The 22,853-nt window shown below is 39.1% G+C and carries 20 protein-coding genes and 1 riboswitch; of the genes, 10 read left to right on the forward strand and 10 right to left on the reverse strand.

The genetic code is table 11. The features are described from left to right. Positions 1-21: 21 nt before the first annotated feature. Both metF and E0W68_RS01440 read right to left on the reverse strand, forming a co-directional pair. The gene (gene metF, locus E0W68_RS01435) at positions 22-978 is read right to left on the reverse strand and encodes a methylenetetrahydrofolate reductase [NAD(P)H] (RefSeq protein ID WP_135217931.1); all 957 of its coding nucleotides are present in this window, start codon (positions 976-978) and stop codon (positions 22-24) included. A 97-nt stretch (positions 979-1,075) separates the two neighbouring features. Further along, entirely contained in the window at positions 1,076-5,317 is a 4,242-nt protein-coding gene (locus tag E0W68_RS01440) for a vitamin B12 dependent-methionine synthase activation domain-containing protein (protein WP_135217623.1), read from the reverse strand. A 125-nt stretch (positions 5,318-5,442) separates the two neighbouring features. After that, positions 5,443-5,549, reverse strand: a riboswitch (SAM riboswitch). Positions 5,550-5,633: 84 nt separating this feature from the next. Here E0W68_RS01440 and E0W68_RS01445 point away from each other — a divergent pair. Continuing rightward, entirely contained in the window at positions 5,634-6,254 is a 621-nt protein-coding gene (locus E0W68_RS01445) for a hypothetical protein (RefSeq protein WP_135217624.1), read from the forward strand. Here E0W68_RS01445 and E0W68_RS01450 read toward each other — a convergent pair. Both E0W68_RS01450 and E0W68_RS01455 read right to left on the reverse strand, forming a co-directional pair. Further along, positions 6,240-6,776, reverse strand: a complete 537-nt coding sequence (locus E0W68_RS01450; protein WP_135217625.1) for a hypothetical protein — start codon at positions 6,774-6,776, stop codon at positions 6,240-6,242. The genes E0W68_RS01445 and E0W68_RS01450 overlap by 15 nt on opposite strands. A 104-nt stretch (positions 6,777-6,880) precedes the next feature. Further along, the gene (locus tag E0W68_RS01455) at positions 6,881-7,324 is read right to left on the reverse strand and encodes an OsmC family protein (protein WP_135217626.1); all 444 of its coding nucleotides are present in this window, start codon (positions 7,322-7,324) and stop codon (positions 6,881-6,883) included. Positions 7,325-7,374: 50 nt separating this feature from the next. On the opposite strand from E0W68_RS01455, the gene E0W68_RS13815 reads away from it, so the two are divergent. Both E0W68_RS13815 and metK read left to right on the forward strand, forming a co-directional pair. Next, positions 7,375-7,536 carry a hypothetical protein gene (locus tag E0W68_RS13815; RefSeq protein WP_162845785.1) on the forward strand — a complete coding sequence of 54 codons (162 nt, stop codon included), beginning with the start codon at positions 7,375-7,377 and terminating at the stop codon, positions 7,534-7,536. Between the two features lie 432 nt (positions 7,537-7,968). Continuing rightward, complete coding sequence (gene metK / locus E0W68_RS01460) at positions 7,969-9,219, forward strand: methionine adenosyltransferase (RefSeq protein WP_135217627.1); 1,251 nt, start codon at positions 7,969-7,971, stop codon at positions 9,217-9,219. Between the two features lie 72 nt (positions 9,220-9,291). Here metK and E0W68_RS01465 read toward each other — a convergent pair whose 3' ends face one another. After that, the gene (locus E0W68_RS01465; RefSeq protein ID WP_135217628.1) at positions 9,292-9,510 is read right to left on the reverse strand and encodes a hypothetical protein; all 219 of its coding nucleotides are present in this window, start codon (positions 9,508-9,510) and stop codon (positions 9,292-9,294) included. A 213-nt stretch (positions 9,511-9,723) separates the two neighbouring features. Next, positions 9,724-10,200 (reverse strand): hypothetical protein, encoded by a 477-nt coding sequence (locus tag E0W68_RS01470; protein ID WP_135217629.1) that lies wholly within the window; start codon positions 10,198-10,200, stop codon positions 9,724-9,726. A gap of 184 nt (positions 10,201-10,384) precedes the next feature. Here E0W68_RS01470 and E0W68_RS01475 point away from each other — a divergent pair, with 184 nt between their 5' ends. From E0W68_RS01475 to E0W68_RS01490, 4 genes are all read left to right on the forward strand, one after another. Then, positions 10,385-11,179, forward strand: a complete 795-nt coding sequence (locus E0W68_RS01475) for an NHL repeat-containing protein (RefSeq protein ID WP_135217630.1) — start codon at positions 10,385-10,387, stop codon at positions 11,177-11,179. Continuing rightward, a complete protein-coding gene (locus E0W68_RS01480) occupies positions 11,179-11,793 on the forward strand; it encodes a deoxynucleoside kinase (RefSeq protein WP_135217631.1) in 615 nt (204 codons plus the stop codon). The genes E0W68_RS01475 and E0W68_RS01480 overlap by 1 nt, the downstream gene beginning before the upstream one ends. A 130-nt stretch (positions 11,794-11,923) precedes the next feature. Next, positions 11,924-12,604 (forward strand): DUF433 domain-containing protein, encoded by a 681-nt coding sequence (locus tag E0W68_RS01485; RefSeq protein ID WP_135217632.1) that lies wholly within the window; start codon positions 11,924-11,926, stop codon positions 12,602-12,604. Continuing rightward, positions 12,604-13,029: a PIN-like domain-containing protein gene (locus E0W68_RS01490; RefSeq protein WP_135217633.1), complete on the forward strand. Its 426-nt coding sequence runs from the start codon at positions 12,604-12,606 to the stop codon at positions 13,027-13,029. The genes E0W68_RS01485 and E0W68_RS01490 overlap by 1 nt, the downstream gene beginning before the upstream one ends. Before the next feature lie 57 nt (positions 13,030-13,086). Here E0W68_RS01490 and E0W68_RS01495 read toward each other — a convergent pair whose 3' ends face one another. The 4 genes from E0W68_RS01495 to E0W68_RS01510 form a co-directional block, all read right to left on the reverse strand. Next, complete coding sequence (locus tag E0W68_RS01495; protein WP_135217634.1) at positions 13,087-15,516, reverse strand: sodium-translocating pyrophosphatase; 2,430 nt, start codon at positions 15,514-15,516, stop codon at positions 13,087-13,089. Between the two features lie 114 nt (positions 15,517-15,630). After that, complete coding sequence (locus E0W68_RS01500; protein ID WP_135217635.1) at positions 15,631-16,161, reverse strand: inorganic diphosphatase; 531 nt, start codon at positions 16,159-16,161, stop codon at positions 15,631-15,633. A gap of 256 nt (positions 16,162-16,417) precedes the next feature. Then, positions 16,418-18,910 (reverse strand): DUF5686 and carboxypeptidase-like regulatory domain-containing protein, encoded by a 2,493-nt coding sequence (locus E0W68_RS01505; RefSeq protein ID WP_135217636.1) that lies wholly within the window; start codon positions 18,908-18,910, stop codon positions 16,418-16,420. A gap of 65 nt (positions 18,911-18,975) precedes the next feature. Continuing rightward, on the reverse strand, positions 18,976-19,971 hold the full coding sequence (locus tag E0W68_RS01510; protein WP_262712109.1) for a pyruvate dehydrogenase complex E1 component subunit beta: 996 nt from the start codon (positions 19,969-19,971) through the stop codon (positions 18,976-18,978). A 203-nt stretch (positions 19,972-20,174) separates the two neighbouring features. On the opposite strand from E0W68_RS01510, the gene E0W68_RS01515 reads away from it, so the two are divergent. From E0W68_RS01515 to E0W68_RS01525, 3 genes are all read left to right on the forward strand, one after another. Further along, positions 20,175-20,861 carry a hypothetical protein gene (locus E0W68_RS01515; RefSeq protein WP_135217638.1) on the forward strand — a complete coding sequence of 229 codons (687 nt, stop codon included), beginning with the start codon at positions 20,175-20,177 and terminating at the stop codon, positions 20,859-20,861. 178 nt (positions 20,862-21,039) lie between these two features. Next, positions 21,040-21,786 (forward strand): electron transfer flavoprotein subunit beta/FixA family protein, encoded by a 747-nt coding sequence (locus E0W68_RS01520; RefSeq protein WP_135217639.1) that lies wholly within the window; start codon positions 21,040-21,042, stop codon positions 21,784-21,786. 90 nt (positions 21,787-21,876) lie between these two features. After that, positions 21,877-22,845: an electron transfer flavoprotein subunit alpha/FixB family protein gene (locus E0W68_RS01525; protein WP_135217640.1), complete on the forward strand. Its 969-nt coding sequence runs from the start codon at positions 21,877-21,879 to the stop codon at positions 22,843-22,845. The last annotated feature ends 8 nt before the right edge of the window (positions 22,846-22,853 follow it).

Consider the following 22,853-nt stretch of genomic DNA (forward strand, 5'->3'; position numbering starts at 1 on the left):
GAGGAGCAAATATAACAGAATTTAAAAAACCGCCTTTGCCACTTCCTTTATATTATCTGATTTTCCCATAGAATAATAATGTAATACGGGTATGCCTGCGGCAATCAGCTCTTTACTTTGCGCAATGCACCATGCTGCACCTACCTCTGTTACGGCTTCGTTATCCTTTGCTTTAACTACTTCCATAATTAAATCATCCGGTAAATCAACCTTAAAACGATGGGGTATCTGGTTGAGTTGTTTTTTGGTAGAAATAGGCTTTAACCCCGGAATAATGGGTACTGTAATGCCTTCGCTCCTGCATTTCGCTACAAAATCGAAGAACTTTTTGTTATCAAAAAACATTTGGGTTACTATATAGGTAGCTCCGTTTTTAATTTTCTTTTTCAGAAAATGAATGTCGCTGTCAAGGCTGGGGGCTTCCATGTGTTTTTCAGGATAGCCCGCCACCCCGATGCAAAAATTGGTAGCCGAGGTATTTTGTAAATGATCGTCAAGATATATTCCTTTGTTAAGGTTTTCTATCTGCGTAACTAAATCGGTGGCATAGCAATTTCCCTCTTTTTCAGGTTTAAAATATATTTCGCTTTTTACGGCATCCCCACGAAGTGCCAGCACATTATCGATGCCTAAAAAATCCAAATCAATCAGGAAGTTTTCGGTATCTTCTTTAGTAAACCCGCCACACAATATATGCGGAATGGCATCTACTTTATACTTGTTTTGTATGGCTGCACAAATACCTACCGTACCGGGACGTTTTTTTACGATTCGTTTTTCCAGTAATCCGCTTGGCAGTTCCTTATATTCGTACTCTTCCCTGTGGTAGGTTACGTCTATAAAGGGTGGGTTGAATTCCATAAGCGGGTCGATACTATCAAAAATAGACTGTATGTTTTGCCCTTTTAATGGCGGTAATATCTCAAAGGAAAATAATGATTTTCCGTTTGCTTTTTCTATATGTTCGGTTACTTTCATAAGCCTCCCCAACCCCTCCAAAGGAGGGGATTTTACGGGCAATTTATTTGTTACTATTTAATCTTTTCATTTCCTTTAGGAATTCCTCTTCGGTGGGTTAAGGCGCTATATTAGGATTAAGCCATTTTTCGGCTTCCGCCAATGTTATACCTCTTCGTTCGGCATAATCTTTTACCTGGTCTTGCTTTATTTTTCCCAACCCAAAATATTTACTCTCAGGATGTGCAAAATAATATCCTGATACTGATGCAGCAGGCAACATGGCAAGGCTTTCAGTTAGTTTTACACCTGTGTTTTGTTCTACACTAAGCAATTGCCAAATTGTTTTCTTTTCCAAATGGTCCGGACATGCCGGGTAACCCGGTGCAGGCCGAATGCCTTTATATTCTTCTTTTATCAGCGCATCATTAGTAAGCTGCTCACTTTTGTCATATCCCCAAATTTCCTTACGTATCTTTTCATGCAGATACTCGGCAAAAGCCTCTGCAAGTCGGTCGGCTAACGCTTTTATCATAATCGAATTATAATCGTCATGCTGCGCTTCAAACTCCTTTGCTTTTTCATCTGCACCAAAACCGGTAGTTACACAAAAAGCTCCTATATAATCTTGTTTACCCGATGCTTTTGGAGCTATAAAATCAGCCAAAGCGATATTGGGCGCGCCCTTAGTTCTTTGCGATTGCTGGCGAAGGGTTAGAAAAAGCCCCCTATCCCCCAAAGGGGGTACAGCAACTTCGAAAGCCCCTCCTTCGGAGGGGTTGGGGAGGCTTACCTCTATATCATCATCATTTACCTGATTTGCAGGAAATATACCATATACACCTTTCGCTTTCAGCGAGTTTTCATTCACTATTTTATGTAACATTTGCTGTGCATCTTCAAATAACGATTGTGCCTGCTCGCCCACAACCGCATCGATAAGGATAGCAGGATATTTGCCATGCAAATCCCATGTCTGGAAAAACGGTGTCCAGTCAATATAGCTAACCAAATCGGAAAGTTGAGGTTCGATGGTTGCTACTCCTGTAAAATCAGGTTTAACCGGAGTGTAATTTTCCCAATCCAATAGTAACTTATTCGCTCTTGCCTGCGCTATGGTAAGATAGTCTTTATCGCGCGCACGACTAAGATAGCCTTCTCGCAATTCATCATATTCGGTGCGTAATTTTGTACTATAGTCCTTTTTAGTAGTGGCGTTAAGTAAATTCCCTGCTACGGTTACCGCACGCGAGGCATCATTTACATGTACTACGGTTTCCCTGTACTCAGGGGCTATTTTTACGGCAGTATGCGCGCGCGAAGTCGTTGCCCCGCCTATCATAATCGGAATACTGATATTGAGCTTATCCATTTCTTTGGCGAGATACACCATTTCATCCAGTGATGGAGTAATTAAACCGCTAAGCCCGATAATATCTACCTTTTCTTTTATGGCGGTTTCGATTATCTTTTCGGGTGGCACCATCACACCTAAATCTATAATCTCAAAATTATTACACGCCAACACAACCGCAACAATATTTTTGCCTATATCGTGCACATCGCCTTTTACGGTTGCCATTAATATCTTGCCAGCATTACCAGCCCCCCCCGCCCCCGAAGGGGGAGCTACTGACTCATTTTCTTTAATTGTGCTTACTATTTTATCTAAAACTAATTCTATATTATATAAAACCTCATCATTAATGAAGCGTATTACTTTATATCCTTGTTCTTCAAGCCATGCGGTTCTTTCCTCATCACTAATTTTATTTTCAGGAAGTTGGTGTATTAATCCATCTACTTCGATAATTAAATTTTGTTTTAAACAAATGAAATCTGTTATGTAATTCCCTATAATATGTTGCCTCCTGAATTTATAGCCTTCAAGTTTTTTTCCGCTTAATGCGTACCATAAAAGCTTTTCAGCTTCAGTAGGTTTATTACGCATCTGTTTACAAAATTCTTTGAGCAGATTGTAATTAGCAGGATTAGCCGTTTTCCAATATAGTTGCCCTTTTAGGTTCTCTTTGGAAGTTCCCCCTTCGGGGGCGGAGGGGGCTTGGTTTATATAAGGTAACAGATATGCCACCGCTTTTTTCATCACCCGTGCTGACTTTACCACTTGTGGCAGGAACATTTTTCCGCTGCCAAAAAGGTCGCCCACTACATTCATTCCCGCCATGAGATTTATCTCGATAACCTCAATAGGTTTTGCAGCTTGCTGTCGGGCTTCCTCAACATCAGTTTCTATAAACTCATCAATCCCTTTTACCAAGGCATGGGTAAGTCTTTCCTGAACAGGTAAGGCGCGCCACTCTGCCTCTCCCCCAACCCCTCTCTTTTGGAGAGGGGAATCTGAATCTCTTACTTTTTCGGCTAATGCCAATAATCGTTCGGTAGCATCATCGCGCCTGTCGAGCAGCACATCTTCTACATGCTCCAGTAATTCTTTATCAATTTCATCATATACTTCCAGCATCTCAGGATTTACAATACCCATATCCATCCCGTTTTGTATAGCATGGTATAAAAATGCCGAGTGCATTGCCTCTCTCACCCTGTCGTTACCGCGAAAAGAAAACGATACATTACTTACCCCGCCACTCACATGGGCATAGGGCAGGTTTTCGCGTATCCATTTAGTTGCCTGAAAGAAATCTAAAGCATTTCTGCGATGCTCTTCCATTCCTGTAGCTACAGGAAATATATTCGGGTCGAAAATAATATCCTGTGGCGGGAAGTTTACTTTATTGACTAATATATCATAACTACGTTTGCAAATATCAATACGTCTTTGGTAGGTATCTGCCTGACCGGCTTCATCAAAAGCCATCACGATAACGGCAGCACCATAACGTTTTATTTTTTTGGCATGATTAATAAAAAGCTCTTCGCCTTCTTTCAGGCTGATGGAATTTACCACACTTTTGCCTTGTGTAACTTTTAGCCCTGCTTCGATGATTTCCCATTTAGAACTATCAATCATTACAGGTACTCGGGCAATATCGGGTTCGGCTGCAATAAGGTTCAGGAAAGTTGTCATGGCATGAACGCCATCCAACATCCCCTCATCCATATTGATATCGATAATTTGTGCACCGCCTTCTACCTGAGCGCGAGCCACATCCAGTGCTTCTTCGTATTTCTCCTCTTTTATCAGTCGCAAAAACTTACGTGAACCCGTAACATTAGTACGCTCTCCCACATTAATAAATGCCAGCCCCCCGACCCCCGAAGGGGATGTTTTGCCAAAAGGACGATAAGGAAAAATGAGAGGCTCCAGTCCCGATAGCAAAAGTCCTGTTTCAGGCCTCCCCAACCCCTCCAAAGGAGGGGCTTCCTCATCAGTGCCAAAAGCCCCTCCTTTGGAGGGGTTGGGGAGGCTTATGTGGCTTACTGCTTCCGCTATCAGCCTGATGTGCTCAGGTGTAGTGCCACAGCATCCGCCTATAATATTTACTAAGTTATCATTTAGGTACTCTTTTATGAGTTGTTGCATTTCCTGCGGGGTTTGGTCGTATTCACCAAAGGCATTAGGCAATCCTGCATTGGGGTGCGCCGATATATTTAATGTAGTATTCTGTGCCAGTCGTTTCAGGTACGGTTTTAACTGGTCTGCTCCCAGAGCACAATTAAAACCTATACTCAGCAACGGAATGTGCGAAATAGAGATAAGAAAAGCCTCTACCGTTTGCCCCGAAAGGGTACGCCCCGAAGCATCGGTTATGGTACCGCTCACCATGATTGGGATATTAGCACTCAGTTCGTCTTTTACTTCTTCGATAGCGAAAAGGGCTGCTTTCGCATTTAATGTATCGAATATAGTTTCTACTAACAAAACATCGACACCGCCCTTTATCAGTGCTTTAACCTGCTCTTTATAGGCAACAACCAGTTCATCAAAAGTTACGGCACGAAAGCCAGGGTCGTTCACATCGGGGCTCATACTCGCGGTACGATTGGTAGGCCCTATAGAGCCTGCTACAAATCGGGGCTTATCAGGGTTGGCTTTGGTAAATTCATCGGCTGCTTCGCGTGCCAATCGTGCCGATTCGTAATTGAGTTCGTAAACCAAATGTTCCATGTGGTAGTCTGCCATACCGATGGTAGTACTGCTAAAGGTATTGGTTTCCACAATATCGGCTCCCGCTTCAAAATATTGGCGGTGGATTTCTTTTATTGCCTGTGGTTGCGTGAGCGAAAGTAAATCGTTGTTACCCTGTAACGGATGCGGGAAATCGGCGAAGCGTTCTCCCCTGAAATCTTCTTCGGTAAATTTATAGCGTTGCAGCATCGTGCCCATTGCTCCGTCGAGAATGAGTATGCTGTTTTTTAATGCTTCTTGTATTTTTGACATTGTCTTCAGTTAAAAGTTTAAATGTTCAAAAGTTTAAAAAGTGCCTTATGGCAGTTATATAAACTTTACTAAAAACATGTCATCAAAAAAAGGGAGTGAGAATATTGCGATAAGCAATATTTCGTGTGTTATCTATCCGCATTACTGTGGTAGAATTTAGCACCTTCTTTAAAAGTTTAAAGGGTTGCTAAGGCTTCATCGGGTCTATTCCCTCTGCCTTTCGTGATAACATATCAGTGTGTATAAGAACACTACAAAGTAATGGAATATATGTTTACGAAACAAATTTGTTTTATATTTACATATATAATTTCATATGAAATTAAGATTTTTCATATTTGCTATCGCAGCACTACTAACTTCATGTAAAACACAGCCTGAGCATAATAATCAAGGCAAGATAACTATAGAGTTTTATGACCCGGGATTTACTTTAGACAGTTTATCAGATCTCCGTACTGATGGTTATTATGAAATAAAATCAATTTCTGGTACATATACTACTGATTTAATTGTATATAAAAGAATGCCCCCAACATATGGATTTATACAATTCTATAAAGATGGTTTTTGCAGGATAGGTCCATGGAATGGCTTGTATGAAAGTCCGGAAGCCATACGACAAAAAGTAATGCTAAATAATACATATGTACACTGGGGTATTTACAAAATTTCTTCTGATTCCTTAGCTATCGAATTTCTAGATGGAAGATGTAATGAATCCCGAAATACTATAAATGCAATTATTAATGATGAAAAAATTATTATAACAAACCTGGGGATTAGAAAGTACTCCTATACTGAAAACAAAAGTGATTCTCTTACAAGCAGTTGTATCGGCAAGTTTGTACAAGCTGAGCTACATTACGATGAAAAAGATAACTACCTTAAGAACAACATAGAAAATTATTTAAGTGACTCTTCAGAAGCCCAATAGCTCTTCTTTTCTTTTCTTTTTCTCTACAACCTTAAGTATGACATTATAAAGTTGTTCTACAACCTTTGTCTTATCCCCCTTAGGGCTAAGGTACTCATACTCCAGCCCACGACTATCGGCAAGAAATTGTACTGCTTTCCCAAAATTTTCAGAACGGTTGGCTACTTTCTCGTTTATAGATAGTACACTAAAACCGTTACGTATCAGTTCGAGGTATTCGTCCGGCAGGCTGTTGCTTGCGGTAGCATCTATCGCAATAAGGTTTTCCATACTATAGGCACGCACAAAGTTGAGTACATCGTCCATTTTAAACGGTATCCCAAACTGAATAAAATTGGCTTCCCATGAGTAGTTTACGCCTTCCTTCTCATAGAAAGCCACAGTTGAGTTAGTTATTATAGGAAATCGTATATCTATTTTTTCTTCAAGAACAAGGTTTTTCCTGTTCTTTACTACTTTATTAATCAGGGCACTCCCGGCATTACCTATGCCGAAGAGTACTATATTTATTTTATGATTCATGGCATTTTTTTTAGCATTAAAAGAGGCTGCCTTTGGTTGCCGCAAAGGCAGCTCTTCTAAATAAACAAACAAACAAAAACAACTTATAATCCAACTTACTTATATCAGTTGTATGCAAATTCTTTAAACAATATCAAGTTTACGGGTGTGTTGTTCACAAGGGTATGATAGGCAGGGCTGCGCTGCTGTACCTCGGCAAGCCATTTTTGCAATACCTCTATAGACACTTGCGCAGCAGGTTTCAATTTTATTTCTATACTGCTGAAACCCGGTTTTACACTACCGGCTTTTTCTTCCCGGTTTAAGCTCCCTGTAATTTCTATTTGCAGCGAGTTTAGCGGTATGCCCTGCTCCTGCGCCACGCGTTGCCCCAAAGCGTTAATGCAGCCGGCAAAACCGGCAAGTATATATTCGTATGGGTTTGGCCCTTCCAGTTCGGGGTATTTGGAGTTTTGGCTTATTCTCAAATCGGTGTTCAGGGTTTTTACAACAAATTGTTTGTTGTTCCCTGTATAGCCGAGTACATTTATGGATTGTGCGGTATTCATAGCTTTATTATTATTTTGTATTGATGATTATGTTTAAAAAAAAGGCTCTTTTGGAGAAGTTACCAAAAGAGCCTGAACATGAATTATATACTAAAATCAAATCGTTCTTCGCTTTGGTAACAGGGCATACAGCCATTGCATCCATGTGGTGCAAATGGTGTGGCGACAGGTTGTTGTATGTGCGAAAGATGTTATCATTTTTAATGTCCTAATTTTATAGTGTATGCAACAAAAAAGCCCTCCTGATATTGGGAGGGCTTAGTGTTTTTATATTTTAAAAAATTTAAAACGAACCAATAGCAACCTCCCGGGAAATATTCCACATGGTATGACGGCGGTATTGGCAGGTAATAAATTTCATTATAATTTCATTTTTAACTGAAACAAACTTCGGAACTATTTTATTACAAAACAAGAAAAATTTAAAACTTTAACACTATAACCTTTTCGTGCCTGTTACTAATAAATTCCTAAAACAAGCAAAGCATTTTTTTTATTTCAAATAGGTTTTATACCTTTGCTGCATAAATTTCGAGGAAAGATTTGTACTGATTGCAACCTCATTAAAAAATGCTAAAGCAGGATACTTCTCCCCTTTAGTTTCGCGTTGCACTTATCTCTCCTCCTTAACAGTAATAATTTTTATGGCATATTTATTTACGTCAGAATCAGTGAGCGAAGGGCATCCTGATAAAATAGCTGACCAGATTTCGGATGCATTAATTGATAACTTTTTGGCTTTCGACCCCGATTCGAAAGTAGCCTGCGAAACTTTAGTAACTACAGGACAGGTAATACTTGCCGGAGAGGTAAAATCTAAAACCTACCTTGATGTACAACAAATAGCACGCGATGTTATTAAAAAAATAGGATATACCAAAAGCGAGTATATGTTTGATGCCAACTCTTGCGGTATCCTTTCGGCTATACATGAGCAATCGCAGGATATTAACCAAGGGGTTGACAGACAGAGTAAGGAAGAACAGGGAGCGGGTGACCAGGGTATGATGTTTGGTTATGCTACCAACGAAACGGAAGATTATATGCCGTTGGCATTGAACCTGTCGCACAAACTGTTGCAGGAACTTGCCGTTTTACGTCGTGAAAACAGCGAAATTACTTACCTGCGCCCCGATGCTAAAAGCCAGGTAACACTGGAGTATGACGATGACAACAAGCCTGTACGCATTGAGGCTATTGTTATCTCTACCCAACATGATGATTTTGCTGAAGAAGCTGCTATGCTGGCAAAAATTGAAAAAGATATTAAAGAGATATTGATACCGCGCATTATAAAAAACAATCCGCAGTATGCGCATTTGTTTAATGATGCTATACACTACCACATTAACCCTACAGGTAAATTTGTAATAGGTGGTCCTCATGGCGATGCCGGGCTTACCGGTCGTAAAATTATTGTAGATACCTACGGTGGTAAAGGCGCGCATGGTGGAGGTGCATTTTCGGGTAAAGACCCAAGTAAAGTTGACCGAAGCGCTGCTTATGCTACCCGACACATTGCTAAAAACCTTGTAGCTGCGGGTGTAGCTGATGAGATACTGGTACAGGTGTCTTACGCTATTGGGGTAGCTAAACCTATGGGTATTTATATAAACACCTATGGTACAAGCAAAGTAAAACTAACTGATGGTGAAATTGCTAAAAAAGTAGAACAACTGTTTGATATGCGTCCTTATTTTATAGAGCAACGCCTGAAACTGAGAAACCCTATATACAGCGAAACGGCTGCCTATGGACACATGGGGCGCAAGCCTGAAACGGTTACCAAAACGTTTACTGCGCCTAACGGCGAACAAAAAACGGTGGAAGTAGAACTTTTTACCTGGGAAAAACTGGACTATGTTGATAAGGTAAAGGAAGCCTTCGGGATTTAATTATTTTTCAGCTATATAAAACAATAAAGAGGCTCCTGAGCCTCTTTGTTGTTTTTATGCAAATCGAATGAATTATCCGAAAACACTTTTAAAAGCAGTATCTAACTGACTTTTAATATCTTCCGGAACACTCTTATTGATATAAAGAAGTATAGGAAGTTCTTTTTCAGATTTGCCGATGATAAATACCTTCGAAAGTGTTTTACCTCTGAAAAAATCCTGATTATCTACTCTTATCTGAAATGCAAGTGAACTGAATTCACTTTTTTTATTCTGAAAATCTGTTGCCATAATTATTTTTATGTTAGCAACAAATATAATTATTATCTATTATTTAAACTAAAAATAATAAATATTATTTATTTTACCTTACAGAATATAAATATATTCTTATAATATACTCTCCTATTCATTTTCCGTCTGATGAACTTATAACAAACGGGAATAAAAAAAGCCTGCTCTTAAAAAAAGAGCAGGCTTTATTATTATTTAATTAAGAGTGCCTTATAGCGGGCAATACTGTACTGAGAATGTACCGTTGATGCTGTTCTCTTCTTCATCAAAACCGGCAGCCATTACTTTCCCCTTAACCATAGTTTCGGTAATTTCAGTAATTTCTATTTTGCCATCAAGAGTACCTTCAAAACCGTCGCCGTTAACATCTCTGAACTGAAGTGTCATTTCACCATCTTCTCTGTTGTACGTACCTACTGCTGCAGGAACGGTTATCCATATAGACTCTTCAACATCCGAATCGCAATCTACAGCATTTTCATTCAAGAAAATATAAAAGCTATCTACGCCATTAAGCTCAATAGACCTTGCTGTACCTCCGCCAATAGTAAAATCTTCACTGTAAACAACCCCGGAAACAGGACTGTTTGAAAATTCATCTGTTGAAGTGTTGTCTGAATCATCAGAAGAACTGCATGAAACCATTAGTGACGCTGCTACAAATAAAGAATAAACAATTTTTTTCATTTTCATTTTTGATTTTAATTATTGCGCAAATATATCAATTCCGCTGACATAAAATCACTTAACCAATTAATTAACAAATTTTAAAAAAAGAGCTTTTGCTGAGTACCTAAATAAATTATGATAAATAGCACTGCCATATACCGCGTAATTACTATTTTTATAAGCCACAAGCACTCGTATTTATATGAAATTCCAAGTTTTGTTTATCATCATATTAAGCCATATCACGCTGTTGGCGCAGGAAAAAACAATTCCTGCAAAATTGCTTTCCAAAACTCCGATTACTACAGCGCGCTACGTTGGCACAGATGCTTTCGGGTGGAAATATACCATTCAGAATAATGTGTTTAAAAAAGAGAAGGACGGCAGCAGCGTAAAATACAACAGCGTGTCGCTGGGCGATATTTACCGTGTCGATTTACAAAACCCGTTACAGGTAGTGCTTTTCTATAAAAATTTTAATACCGCCGTGTTACTCGACAGCCAGTTGAACGAAACCACCCGCATCAATTTTTCGGAACTGCAACAACCCCTGCTTGCCGAAGCCGTAGGGCTTGCCTCGCAAAACAGGCTTTGGGTATATGACACCAACACACAACAGGTAGGGCTGTATGATACTGCTACAAATACTTTTAAAGCTTTAACCCCTCCGTTCAACAAAACATTGCAATACTACGAGTCGGGCTACAACTATTTTTATTGGGCAGATGATGTTAATAACCTTTATGCCGTAAACCCATTTGGCAAAGTAAACTTCCTGGGGCAGTTGCCCGATTTCAAAAAAATACAACTTGTTAACGACAAGCAGGTTTTACTTGAAAAAGACATGATATTGTACCTGTACAACCCAGAAAACACAAGCCTGAAAAAGATAGCCATAGTGGAAAAAAGCTTTGAAAATTTTTACTATTCCGCCCAAATTTTGTCTATTTTTACCAACAACGAAATCATACAATATAACGTAACACTACCTGAATAATGCATATAGCTGTAGCCGGAAATATTGGTGCCGGAAAAACCACGTTAACAGGATTATTGGCAAAACATTTTAAATGGGAACCCCACTATGAAGATGTAGTTGACAACCCCTACCTGGACGATTTTTACCACCAGATGGAGCGATGGTCGTTTAACCTGCAAATTTACTTCCTGAACAGCCGTTTTAACCAGATATTGCAAATACGCGAAAGCGGTAAAACCATTATACAGGACCGAACGATATATGAGGACTCCCATATATTTGCACCCAACCTGCACGCTATGGGGCTCATGACCAACAGAGATTTTAATAATTACAAATCGCTGTTTGAACTGATGGAGGGCTTTGTAGGCGCACCCGACCTGCTTATATACCTTCGCAGCTCGATACCCAACCTGGTAAAACAAATACACAGCCGAGGACGCGATTATGAAAACTCCATTTCGATAGATTACCTGAGCCGACTTAACGAACGCTATGAAGCATGGATACAAAGCTATGACAAAGGCAAACTACTGATACTGGATGTAGATAAACTGGACTTTGTAGATAACCCGGAAGATTTAGGGACTATCATTAATAAAATTGATGCAGAGTTAAATGGGTTGTTTTAGCGTTTATTTCTAACTCAAAAAAAAATTGAAATTAATTTACTATTTTTACAGTAAATTCTAAGAATATAATCTAACTTCAACACCATTTTTAAAAAATTACATTACAAATATTTCTATTTACAAATCCTAAATGAGTCATACACTAGAAAATAATCTACAATTAGGCAATGGCATTTTCACAACCTCTGAAATTGCTGAAATCCTACAATTACCTTACCAGAAGGTAAGAAAATGGATTTTACAATATTGGGATGGAAAATTGGGTTCTATATATAAAAAAAATTATTCTTGGCAGATTGATAATAATAGGGCTGTAGGGTTTCATACTCTGATTGAATTTTATGTAATGATGCAGTTTGCTGAAAGAGGGATAAAAGTTAGTGCCGTTTTAAAAGCACATAATGTACTTGCTGAAAAATTTAATACACATTTTCCCTTTGCACACTCTGAAGTAGTAAATAATATTCATACGGATGGATATAAAATTTATATTAAAAGCAACGGAGACCTAATAACCCTTGATGGTACAGAGCAATTAAATTTAGAGTTTATCAAAATGTTCTTCAAGAAATTAGATTTTGGAAATGATTGTTTAGCAACAAGATTTTGGCCATTAGGAAAAAAAGCTAACGTTGTTTGTGACCCACATCATAAATTTGGTCAACCAGTAATAAAAGACACTAGCATTCAGACTATTGCTATTTATAAAATGTATCAAGCAGAAGAGCCTATTAAATTTATAGCATCCATTTATGACATTTCTGTAAAGTCTGTTAAAGATGCTGTCAAGTTTCACCAATCCGCTGCATAATGGTAAATGGGCTTAAAATATATATTGATGAAAATTTGCCTAGCCAACTTGCAGATGCTCTAAATCTATTACAACAACCTTTAAATTTTAATGAAAAATATCCGATACAAGTCTTATCTATAAAGAAAGTTTTTGGAGAAGGCGCAAAGGATGAAGATTGGATACCTAAAGTTGGAGCCGAAAAAGCGTACGTTATTACACAAGATAGTCGTATTCAATCACAAAAACATCAAAGAGAACTATATTTAAAATGTGGTGTTGGTATTTTCTTTTTAAATCCTCCATCAAAAGGTGGGTTTAAATATTGGGATATGGTACAAAAATTAATTGCTGAATGGGATAATATTAAAAGAATAATACGTAAAGAGAAACCTCCTTTTGCCTATAGAGCTTCATCAAAGAAACATTTTGAAAAAATGGATTAAAACAAACCAGCCCCGCAATGCGGGGCTGACTTTTTATTATTCAAGGTAGTAATTTTACTACTCCATTTGTTTCTCTTTATATTCAGCTATTTTCTCATTTACTTCTTCTTCCGTTCCAGAAAAAATTTGTTCATCAGTTTTAACCTGTTCCTTACTGCTATAGGTTGATATTGTTACGGTAGCCGTCATATTACCGTCGTTATCTCTTTGTTTGTCAATTGAGATTTCCTTACGGGTTTCCTGTCCCAGTATAACAGGCTGCTCCATAACCGTACCATGCGACACATCAAGCCCGTCGTTAGCACCATGACCGCCCAATATTGGGGCAATCACCAGCCCTATAAGGCACGTTAGTTTAATCAAAATATTCATCGATGGCCCTGAGGTATCTTTAAACGGGTCGCCTACCGTATCACCGGTTACGGCAGCTTTGTGTGCATCCGAACCTTTATACGTCATTTCACCGTTAATCATAACACCTGCTTCAAACGATTTTTTAGCATTATCCCATGCACCGCCGGCATTGTTTTGAAACACTGCCCATAGCACACCTGATACTGTTACACCTGCCATATAACCGCCCAGCATTTCGGCTACCAGTTGGTTATTTTCAGGGTAGATAAGCATCCCTACTAATACAATAGCAATAGGGAAACCTATGGTAAGCACACCCGGCAGCATCATTTCGCGCAGAGCCGCTTTAGTCGATATTTCCACACACTTGCCATATTCGGGCTTGCCTGTACCTTCCATAATACCCGGTATTTCTTTAAACTGCCTGCGCACTTCATATACCATGTCCATAGCAGCTTTTCCTACCGAGTTCATCGCCAATGCTGAGAATACTACGGGAATCATTCCCCCTACAAACAGCATGGCAAGTACAGGCGCTTTAAATATATTAATACCATCAATACCTGTAAAGGTTACATAGGCAGCGAATAATGCCAATGAGGTAAGCGCAGCCGACGCAATGGCAAAACCTTTACCGGTTGCAGCGGTAGTATTACCTACGGAGTCTAAAATATCGGTGCGGGTACGTACTTCTTTAGGCAGTTCGCTCATTTCGGCAATACCCCCGGCGTTGTCCGATATTGGTCCAAAGGCATCAATAGCAAGTTGCATGGCTGTAGTAGCCATCATAGCCGAAGCTGCAAGCGCCACACCATAGAACCCTGCAAAAGCATAGGATGCCCAAATAGCACCCGCAAAAAGCAATACTGTGGGGAAGGTAGATATCATGCCCGTAGCAAGTCCTGCTATAATATTAGTACCTGCCCCTGTACTCGATTTTTGTACTATGGCAAGTATCGGTTTTTTACCCAGTCCTGTATAATATTCTGTAACCGATGATATAACACCGCCTACTATCAAGCCCACTATCGCAGCATAAAACACCCTGATAGAAGATATATCTTTCGTTCCTTCGCCATAAAATTCCATTTTCATGGTTTCGGGTAACATATATTGTACTAAAAAGTAACATGAAACAGCTACCAGTACTATCGAAACCCAGTTACCCACATTCAGCGCGTTTTGTACCTGTGCTTCTTTAGCATCGTTACTGCTTATTTTTACCAGCATAGTTCCTATTATTGAGAACAGTATCCCGAAACCTGCTATTGCCATAGGCAGCAATATGGGTCCTATACCGCCAAAAGCATCGGTAAATCCGGGGTTATCTGCTATAATATCTCTTAAAACATAGTTACCCAACACCATCGCAGCAAGTACTGTTGCCACATACGACCCAAAAAGGTCGGCACCCATACCGGCTACATCGCCCACGTTATCCCCTACGTTATCGGCAATAGTGGCGGGGTTACGGGGGTCATCTTCCGGAATACCGGCTTCTACTTTACCTACAAGGTCGGCACCCACATCGGCTGCTTTGGTATAAATACCCCCACCCACACGGGCAAAGAGCGCAATAGACTCAGCACCCAGCGAAAAGCCCGCAAGCGTTTCGAGTACTATAGTCATATCGGCAGTGTTTGTCCAAACACCTTCCATAAAGTAATGGAAGAAAAATATAAAGAATGCTGTTAATCCTAACACGGCAAGCCCGGCAACGCCAAGCCCCATTACGGTACCACCGCCAAAGGACACTTTAAGTGCCTGCGGCAGGCTGGTGCGTGCTGCCTGTGTGGTTCTCACATTGGTTTTGGTGGCTATTTTCATTCCCATATTTCCGGCAAGTGCCGAGAAGAACGCCCCAAAAATAAAGGCAACTACTATAAGTATATCGGTAGTAGGAACAATGTATGAAATTACGGCAAGGGCTATGCTTGCTGCAATTACAAAAAAAGTAAGTAGTCTGTATTCTGCTTTCAAAAAAGCGAGAGCGCCCTCGTAAATGTAATCTGAAATTTCTTTCATCTTACCGTCTCCGGCATCCTGCTTTAACACCCAAGATCTCTTTATAGCCATAAAAAGAAGACCCAGTACGGCCATAATGACCGGCACATAAATCATAATTGAATCCATAAATAATAATTTGGTTTGTTGTTAACTTATTGTAAATATAACAAAACCAACGAAAAAAAAGCAATACTCATTGACAGAATATTGCTTTTTCCTTAATTATTTATGAAAATTTAATTATCGAATACTGAACAGTTCCTGAGGTCTGTTTTCTAAAGTATCAAAACGATCTACACATTTGTCTATAATTTCGCGTGCTTCGTTTACATCGCCCCATCCTTCAACATCAACTTTCTTCTGCTCAAGGTCTTTATATACCTGAAAGAAGTGTTCTATCTCTTTTAAAAGGTGCGGGTTCATATCGCTAAGGTCTTCCAGCCTGTTCCACACCGGATCTGACACGGGTACGCATACAATTTTTTCATCCGGTCCTTTTTCATCAGCCATATGGAAAACGCCTATTGGTTTTACTTCCATTACACAACCGGGAAAGGTAGGCTCTGTAACCAACACCAATACATCAAGCGGGTCACCGTCAAGCGCAAGTGTTTCCGGGATAAAGCCGTAATCGGCAGGATACATCATAGAAGAAAAAAGCATCCTGTCGTAGCGTATTTTTTTTAATTCAAAATCATATTCATACTTGTTCCTGCTTCCTTTTGGGATTTCTATCAGAACATCAAATGTTTTTAAGTTTGCTGCAGACATATTTATATTTATATTATTTCTTTTATTAAGCGATTGCAAAAGTAGCACAAAAATAGTGTTTTGCAAGCGTATAAAAGCCTATTGTGTGCAGTAAATCGGGATATTCACACAAATTTAATGCAGAATATACATAACTGCTTTTTATGAAGAATTTATTATTGTGCAAAAGGCATCAGCTATAATTACTGAGATGAAGAACAGTAAATTATAAAAAAAATATCTACTTATTAAATAAATGGTTCTGCTTACTGCTTTTTTAGAAGTGGAAGCCAAATACGCCTTTTACGGTAAATTTATTGGCATCGGGCAGGTTAAGGTAGTTACCCCTCCAGGCAAAATCTATACGGAATACTTTGAAAATATTACCTATTCCGGCATGATATTCCCAATATACATCTTCGGGTGCCCTGTAAGCAATACTCGAAGCATTGAGCCTTAAATTATCATCAGACACAGTACCATATACGCCTTTTATACCTACTATTTCGCGCAGGTTTAAATCTCTCAAAACAGGAATACGTGAAAACAGCCTTCCGTTAAAATTATGCTCTAAGTGCAGCGATACATATTCATCGGCTACAAACTCATAATAGTTCATCAGGTTGTAGGTATTGGGTATAATAAAGTAGGACTGGTTACCGGGTATTACACCCATAAGCCCAAGCGGTACTTCGCCAAATATTTTTCCTGCCTCAAGCGTGGTAAAGAAACGCCCGAAACCGCCTACCAATACAGGCTGCCTGTAGTAAAACTGTAGTTTTCGGTAATTAAAATCATTATCGGTAACGCCATCAATACCATGCGAGAAGTTTAGATATAATCTGGTATAATCATCATCTACATCTGATCGTTCCACACCATACCCTATAGTCCTGCGTCCGGGTGTATAATCTATCAGCAAGCCGTATTCGTATTGCTCAACCAATCCTTTTGTTCCCAAAGACGGGTTGTTCGGGTCTATATAATAATCGAGCCTGAATGTACTTAACGATGCTGATTTAAGGGTACGATAAGACGCATTTGCCCTGAAAACCACATTTTTCAGTGGTTCTATCTCTGCTGAAAAATTACTGAAATTGACGGAAGTTAGTTTACTGTTGTCTCCACTGGCAAATATTGCGGATGAGGCAAAACTCCTGCCCAGCACATCGGTAGAGCCTGTAAGGCTTACCCCTATCTGCTCTACATCGCGCCGTGTACCCGCAGCCAGTATAATACGTTTCTTTTTATCTACCATCCATTTACCCGACATACCATATTTAAACTGGTTGTCTTTAAAGCCATATGCGGTGTAACCTTCTAAACGCCAAGGGTCGTTTTGCCCGAAATAGGTACGCCCGCCTGTGCGCAGCCTTACGCCCTCCACATCATTATATCCGAAGGTTGAGAAAATGGGACCGTAATCAAATTTACCGATTTGATAGTAACCGCTGCCTAATGTAGCGACAAGGGTGTACATTCGTTTAAATTTGGGGACTGTTTTTAATGTGTCGAGCATTTTGTAAACGGATTTTTCATCTTTGTTAAGCGATTCAAAGCGATTTTCTGCCCAATATTCTTCCGACCGTTTGTGTATAGAGTCATTATAATAGTTTACTTCTTTTGCATAAAAATCGTTCGGCTTTTTTATATCAAATTCATAATCCCTGAAAAGCGTTGTACGCTTACCATATACTCCTTTTGATTCTTCTTTTTTGCGTAATGCAAAGTCGGACATCATGTGGTCACGCTTTAATAAAAATACCGAGTCGTTAAGCACATCAAACTCCTGCTCTATATAAATATCTTTTACCCAGTTGATGTTAGCCCCTTTACTGGCTGCCATGCTTATTTTTTTTATGGCAAAGGTGGTATCGTTTACCCAAAAGTTTCCTTTAAAGGTGAGCTCGTTTTTACGGCGCGGGTAAAACACTATATTGTAGCACCACTTGTTGTCTATATAAGTACTGTCGTGCAACACATAGTTATATACGTTAATACCTGTGCGCGACAGTGGGCTTACAAAGTCTTTATCAAAAAACTTTAAATAATTATCATAAATATCATAGTCCGCATAAAGGTCTTTTACAAAAGCAATAATTTGCTGGTTATCGCTAAACCCTGAGTTTTTATTAGCCTGTTGTATTTCCTTTTCGCTATTGGTAGTGTTGTCGCCATATACTTCGCTCAGACTTTCGTTTATAAAAATAGGCAAGTAGGTTTTTCCTGTAACGCTTGATGTATCTACATGCTTAAAGATAAACTCCATACCCTTGAAAATTTTGCTTGCCATGAAAGCACTGTCTATACTGTTCATGTCAAACTCCACCTTTTCGTACTTGTCATACTGGTATTGGTCGAACATTTTGAGACCGTTTTTACGGCGGCGTTCCCATATTTTTCGCAATATATCTATCGCAGGATTGTTTTTCTTTGATGTTTTACCGGAGTACAGCACTACTTCTTTAAGCTCCTGAGAATCGTTAAGTACTACCTTCATGTTGTAGGTAACCGATTTTTCAAGAGGTATCTCTTCTGTAGCGAAACCCACAAAAGAAACTACTATTGCCGAATACGTGCTTTGAGACTCCAGATAGAACTTTCCGTTCTCATCTGTTATAACTCCTTCGCTTGATGATTTAAAATATACATTGGCATAAGGTATCGGTAAACTTGTCTTATCCAGCACCACACCACTCACTTTAGTCTGCGAAAAAATAGTATTGGTAAGGAGCAGGAAAAACCCTAATAGTAGTATTTCTCTTTTCATATGTCTATAAACAAAAACTTCATCATAATATTATGATGAAGTTCCAAATATAATAGTTTATTTTGTTATTTATACATAACTTTTTTAACCGCTTTTACTACGTCACCGGCGTTGGGTATCCACTCTTTAAGAAGTGCGGGCGAGTAAGGTGCAGGGGTGTCGGCAGTGGTAATACGTTGTATAGGGGCATCCAGATAATCAAAAGCTCTTTCCTGAACAATATAAGTAATCTCTGAAGCTACACTGCCAAACGGCCACGCCTCTTCAAGCACTACCAACCTATTTGTTTTTTTAACTGATTTAAGAATCGTTTCATGATCCATAGGGCGCACTGTTCTCAAATCTATAATTTCGCAGCTTATGCCTTCTTTCTCCAATTCTTCGGCAGCGGCAAAAGCTTCTTTTATTATTTTTCCGAATGATACTATCGTAACATCCTTACCTTCGCGTTTCACATCGGCAACGCCAAGCGGTAAAGTATATTCTCCGTCAGGCACTTCGCCTTTATCGCCATACATCTGTTCCGACTCCATAAAGATTACGGGGTCGTTATCACGAATTGCCGATTTTAATAATCCTTTTGCATCATAAGGATTAGAGGGTACAACTACCTTTAATCCCGGTGTGTTGGCAAACCAGTTTTCAAAAGCCTGAGAGTGTGTAGCTCCTAATTGCCCTGCTGAAGCTGTAGGCCCGCGAAATACCATTGGCATTGGGAACTGACCTCCTGACATTTGGCGCATTTTGGCAGCATTATTAATAATCTGGTCGATACCCACAAGTGAGAAGTTAAAAGTCATGAACTCCACTATAGGTCGGTTACCATTCATGGCAGAGCCTACTGCAATACCGGCAAAGCCAAGCTCGGCTATTGGTGTATCTATAACTCTTTTAGCACCAAATTCGTCAAGCATTCCTTTCGATGCCTTGTAGGCGCCATTATACTCGGCAACCTCTTCGCCCATTAAATATATAGTTTCATCGCGGCGCATTTCTTCGCTCATCGCTTCGCAAACGGCTTCCCTGAATTGTATCGTTCTCATGTAAAATACTTTTTCAATATTAAAGTGAATGGCAAAAATAAAACTTTTAATTATTATTTAGCATTTTAAAAATGCAATAATATCATTTAAAACCTCATAATTTATGCTGTTTCCTTAAAAAAGATTACGAAAATGTTTTCGTAATATAACTTAGTTATACAAAAAATTAAAAGTAATTATTTATTTTTGAAACAAATACAGAATCAACTAAACTAATTCTTATGAAAAAAGCCTTAATCCTCCTGTTCCTTTTTATGGCATTTGTTGCCAATGCTAATGAATATTATAAAGCCAAAATTCAATTGTTAAGTGGTGATGTAAAAGAAGGCTATGCAGAATTACCCAGCAATCGTATTTTAGACGGTGCTATCAAATTTAAAGAAAGTGAGAAGGGAAAAACTACAAAATTTAAAAATGATGACATTGATATAATTTTATATACCACCGAGGCAGGGAAATACCTTTTCGAAAGAAGAAATACAAGAATAGCCATAAAATCATTCGGTAAAGAACGTGAAAAAACATACAAATCCAAATCGTGGCTTTTAGTAAGGTTTTACGACCCTTTAATAACATATTATTGGATAGGTCAAACTTATTTAATAGACGAGGAAGGGGATATGGTTGCAAGAACCGTAGATACTTCCGGTACGTGGGCAGATATAAGCCTTTTTTACAGACGTCCGGGTGAGGATGCCCCTACCTTGATGGCCTCTTTTTCATCTATTACCATTATAGGAGCTGAAAAAAAATTTAGGAAATGGGCAATGCTTTATTTTGGAGAGGATAATGAAATCGGGCAGCGTATAGAAAATAAGGAATTTAAGATTGAAAACATGCTCGAACTGGCTAAAGCCTATGTAGCCTATAAAAAGAAAGCAGATGGAGTAAACACAATACAGGAGTAGATAAAAACTTTCTGATTTCGTAAAATAAAGCCTGTATAAAGCGAGTTTAATCGGAATATGAAAATTTTAAGCCGTAAATTTTAAATTTATGTAATTTAATATGCGTGCATAGTTTTTTATTCAGAATATTTTACTAATTTCGTAACGAATAAACATAAACTCCTATAACTTTATAAAAATGAAAATATTAGTCTGCATCAGCCATGTGCCTGATACTACTTCAAAAATCAACTTTACAAACGGCGACAGTGAGTTTGACACTAACGGTGTGCAGTTTGTAATAAACCCTAATGATGAATTTGGTCTTACCAGAGCTATTTGGTTTAAAGAGCAGCAAGGCGCCAGCGTAACAGTAGTTAACGTAGGCGGTGCTGATGCCGAAGCTACATTACGTAAAGCACTTGCCATTGGTGCCGATGAAGCGATACGTATAAATGCGAACCCTACCGATGGCTTTTATGTAGCAAAACAACTTGCCGAAGTAGCAAAAAACGGAGGGTATGACCTTATTATAGCCGGAAAAGAATCATTAGATTATAATGGCGGTATGGTTCCCGGTATGCTTGCTGCACAGTTAGGATACGATTTTGTAAACTCTTGTATAAAACTGGATGTTGAAGGAAGCGATGCTAAAGCTGTACGCGAAATAGATGGCGGTAAAGAAACACTGAGCACTAAACTGCCCCTTGTTATTGGCGGACAAAAAGGACTTGTGGAAGAAAAAGACCTAAAAATACCTAACATGAGAGGTATTATGATGGCAAGACAAAAACAACTTACGGTATTGGAGCCGGTAGCTGCAAACAACAACACGCAAGCCGTGAAATTTGAAAAACCAGCACCAAAATCGGCTGTGAAACTGATAAGTCCTGATAACCTTGACGAACTTATAAACCTGTTGCACAACGAAGCGAAAGTAATTTAGTGTACCAATAATCAATTTTTCAATGTACCAATTAATCTGTCGCAAGACAATTGCTACATTGATACATTAAACCATTAAAAAATCAGAAAAATGTCAATCCTAATATATGCCGAATCAGTAGAAGGAAAGTTTAAAAAAACTGCTTTTGAGCTTGCTTCCTACGCAAAAAAAATAGCTGCAGAAACAGGAACAACTGTTACCGCACTAACCATTAATGCTGCTGACACCTCTGCACTTGGCAACTATGGTGTAGATAAAATATTAACTGTAAACGCAGACAAGCTGAAAGCATTTAACGCTAAAGCGTATGCCGATGCGATTAAACAAGCAGCGCAAAAAGAAGGGTCTAAAATTGTTTTATTCTCATCTACTACCGATAGCCTATATACTGCACCACTTGTAGCTGTAGGTCTTGATGCAGGTTATGCATCAAATGTAGTAGCATTACCCGAAAGCCTTTCGCCTTTCCGTGTAAAAAGAACTGCTTTCTCTAACAAAGCATTCAACATAACCGAAATCAGTACCGATGTAAAAGTACTTGCCATAGGCAAAAACTCATTCGGTCTTATCGAATCGGCATCAAGCCCCGCTGTCGAAGAATTTTCGCCATCTCTAAATGATAATGACTTTACTATTAAAGTAGAAAATGTAGAAAAAGTAACCGGAAAAGTAACCATTGCCGATGCCGAGATAGTAGTATCCGGCGGACGTGGTCTTAAAGGTCCTGAAAACTGGGGGTTGGTAGAAGACCTTGCAGCCGTATTGGGTGCAGCAACAGCTTGTTCCAAACCGGTATCTGACCTTGGTTGGAGACCTCACAGCGAGCACGTGGGGCAAACCGGTAAACCGGTAGCATCTAACCTGTATATTGCCATAGGCATATCAGGAGCAATACAGCACATTGCGGGTATCAATGCCTCTAAAGTTAAAGTAGTTATTAATACCGATGCAGAAGCGCCTTTCTTTAAAGTGGCTGATTACGGTATTGTGGGCGACGCTTTTGAAGTTGTACCAAAACTAACCGAAAAATTAAAAGAGTTTAAAGCAAATAACTCATAATTTTATTA

Origin of the sequence: Flavobacterium salilacus subsp. salilacus (assembly GCF_004634195.1) — a bacterium.
GTDB classification, from domain to species: Bacteria; Bacteroidota; Bacteroidia; order Flavobacteriales; family Flavobacteriaceae; genus Flavobacterium; species Flavobacterium salilacus.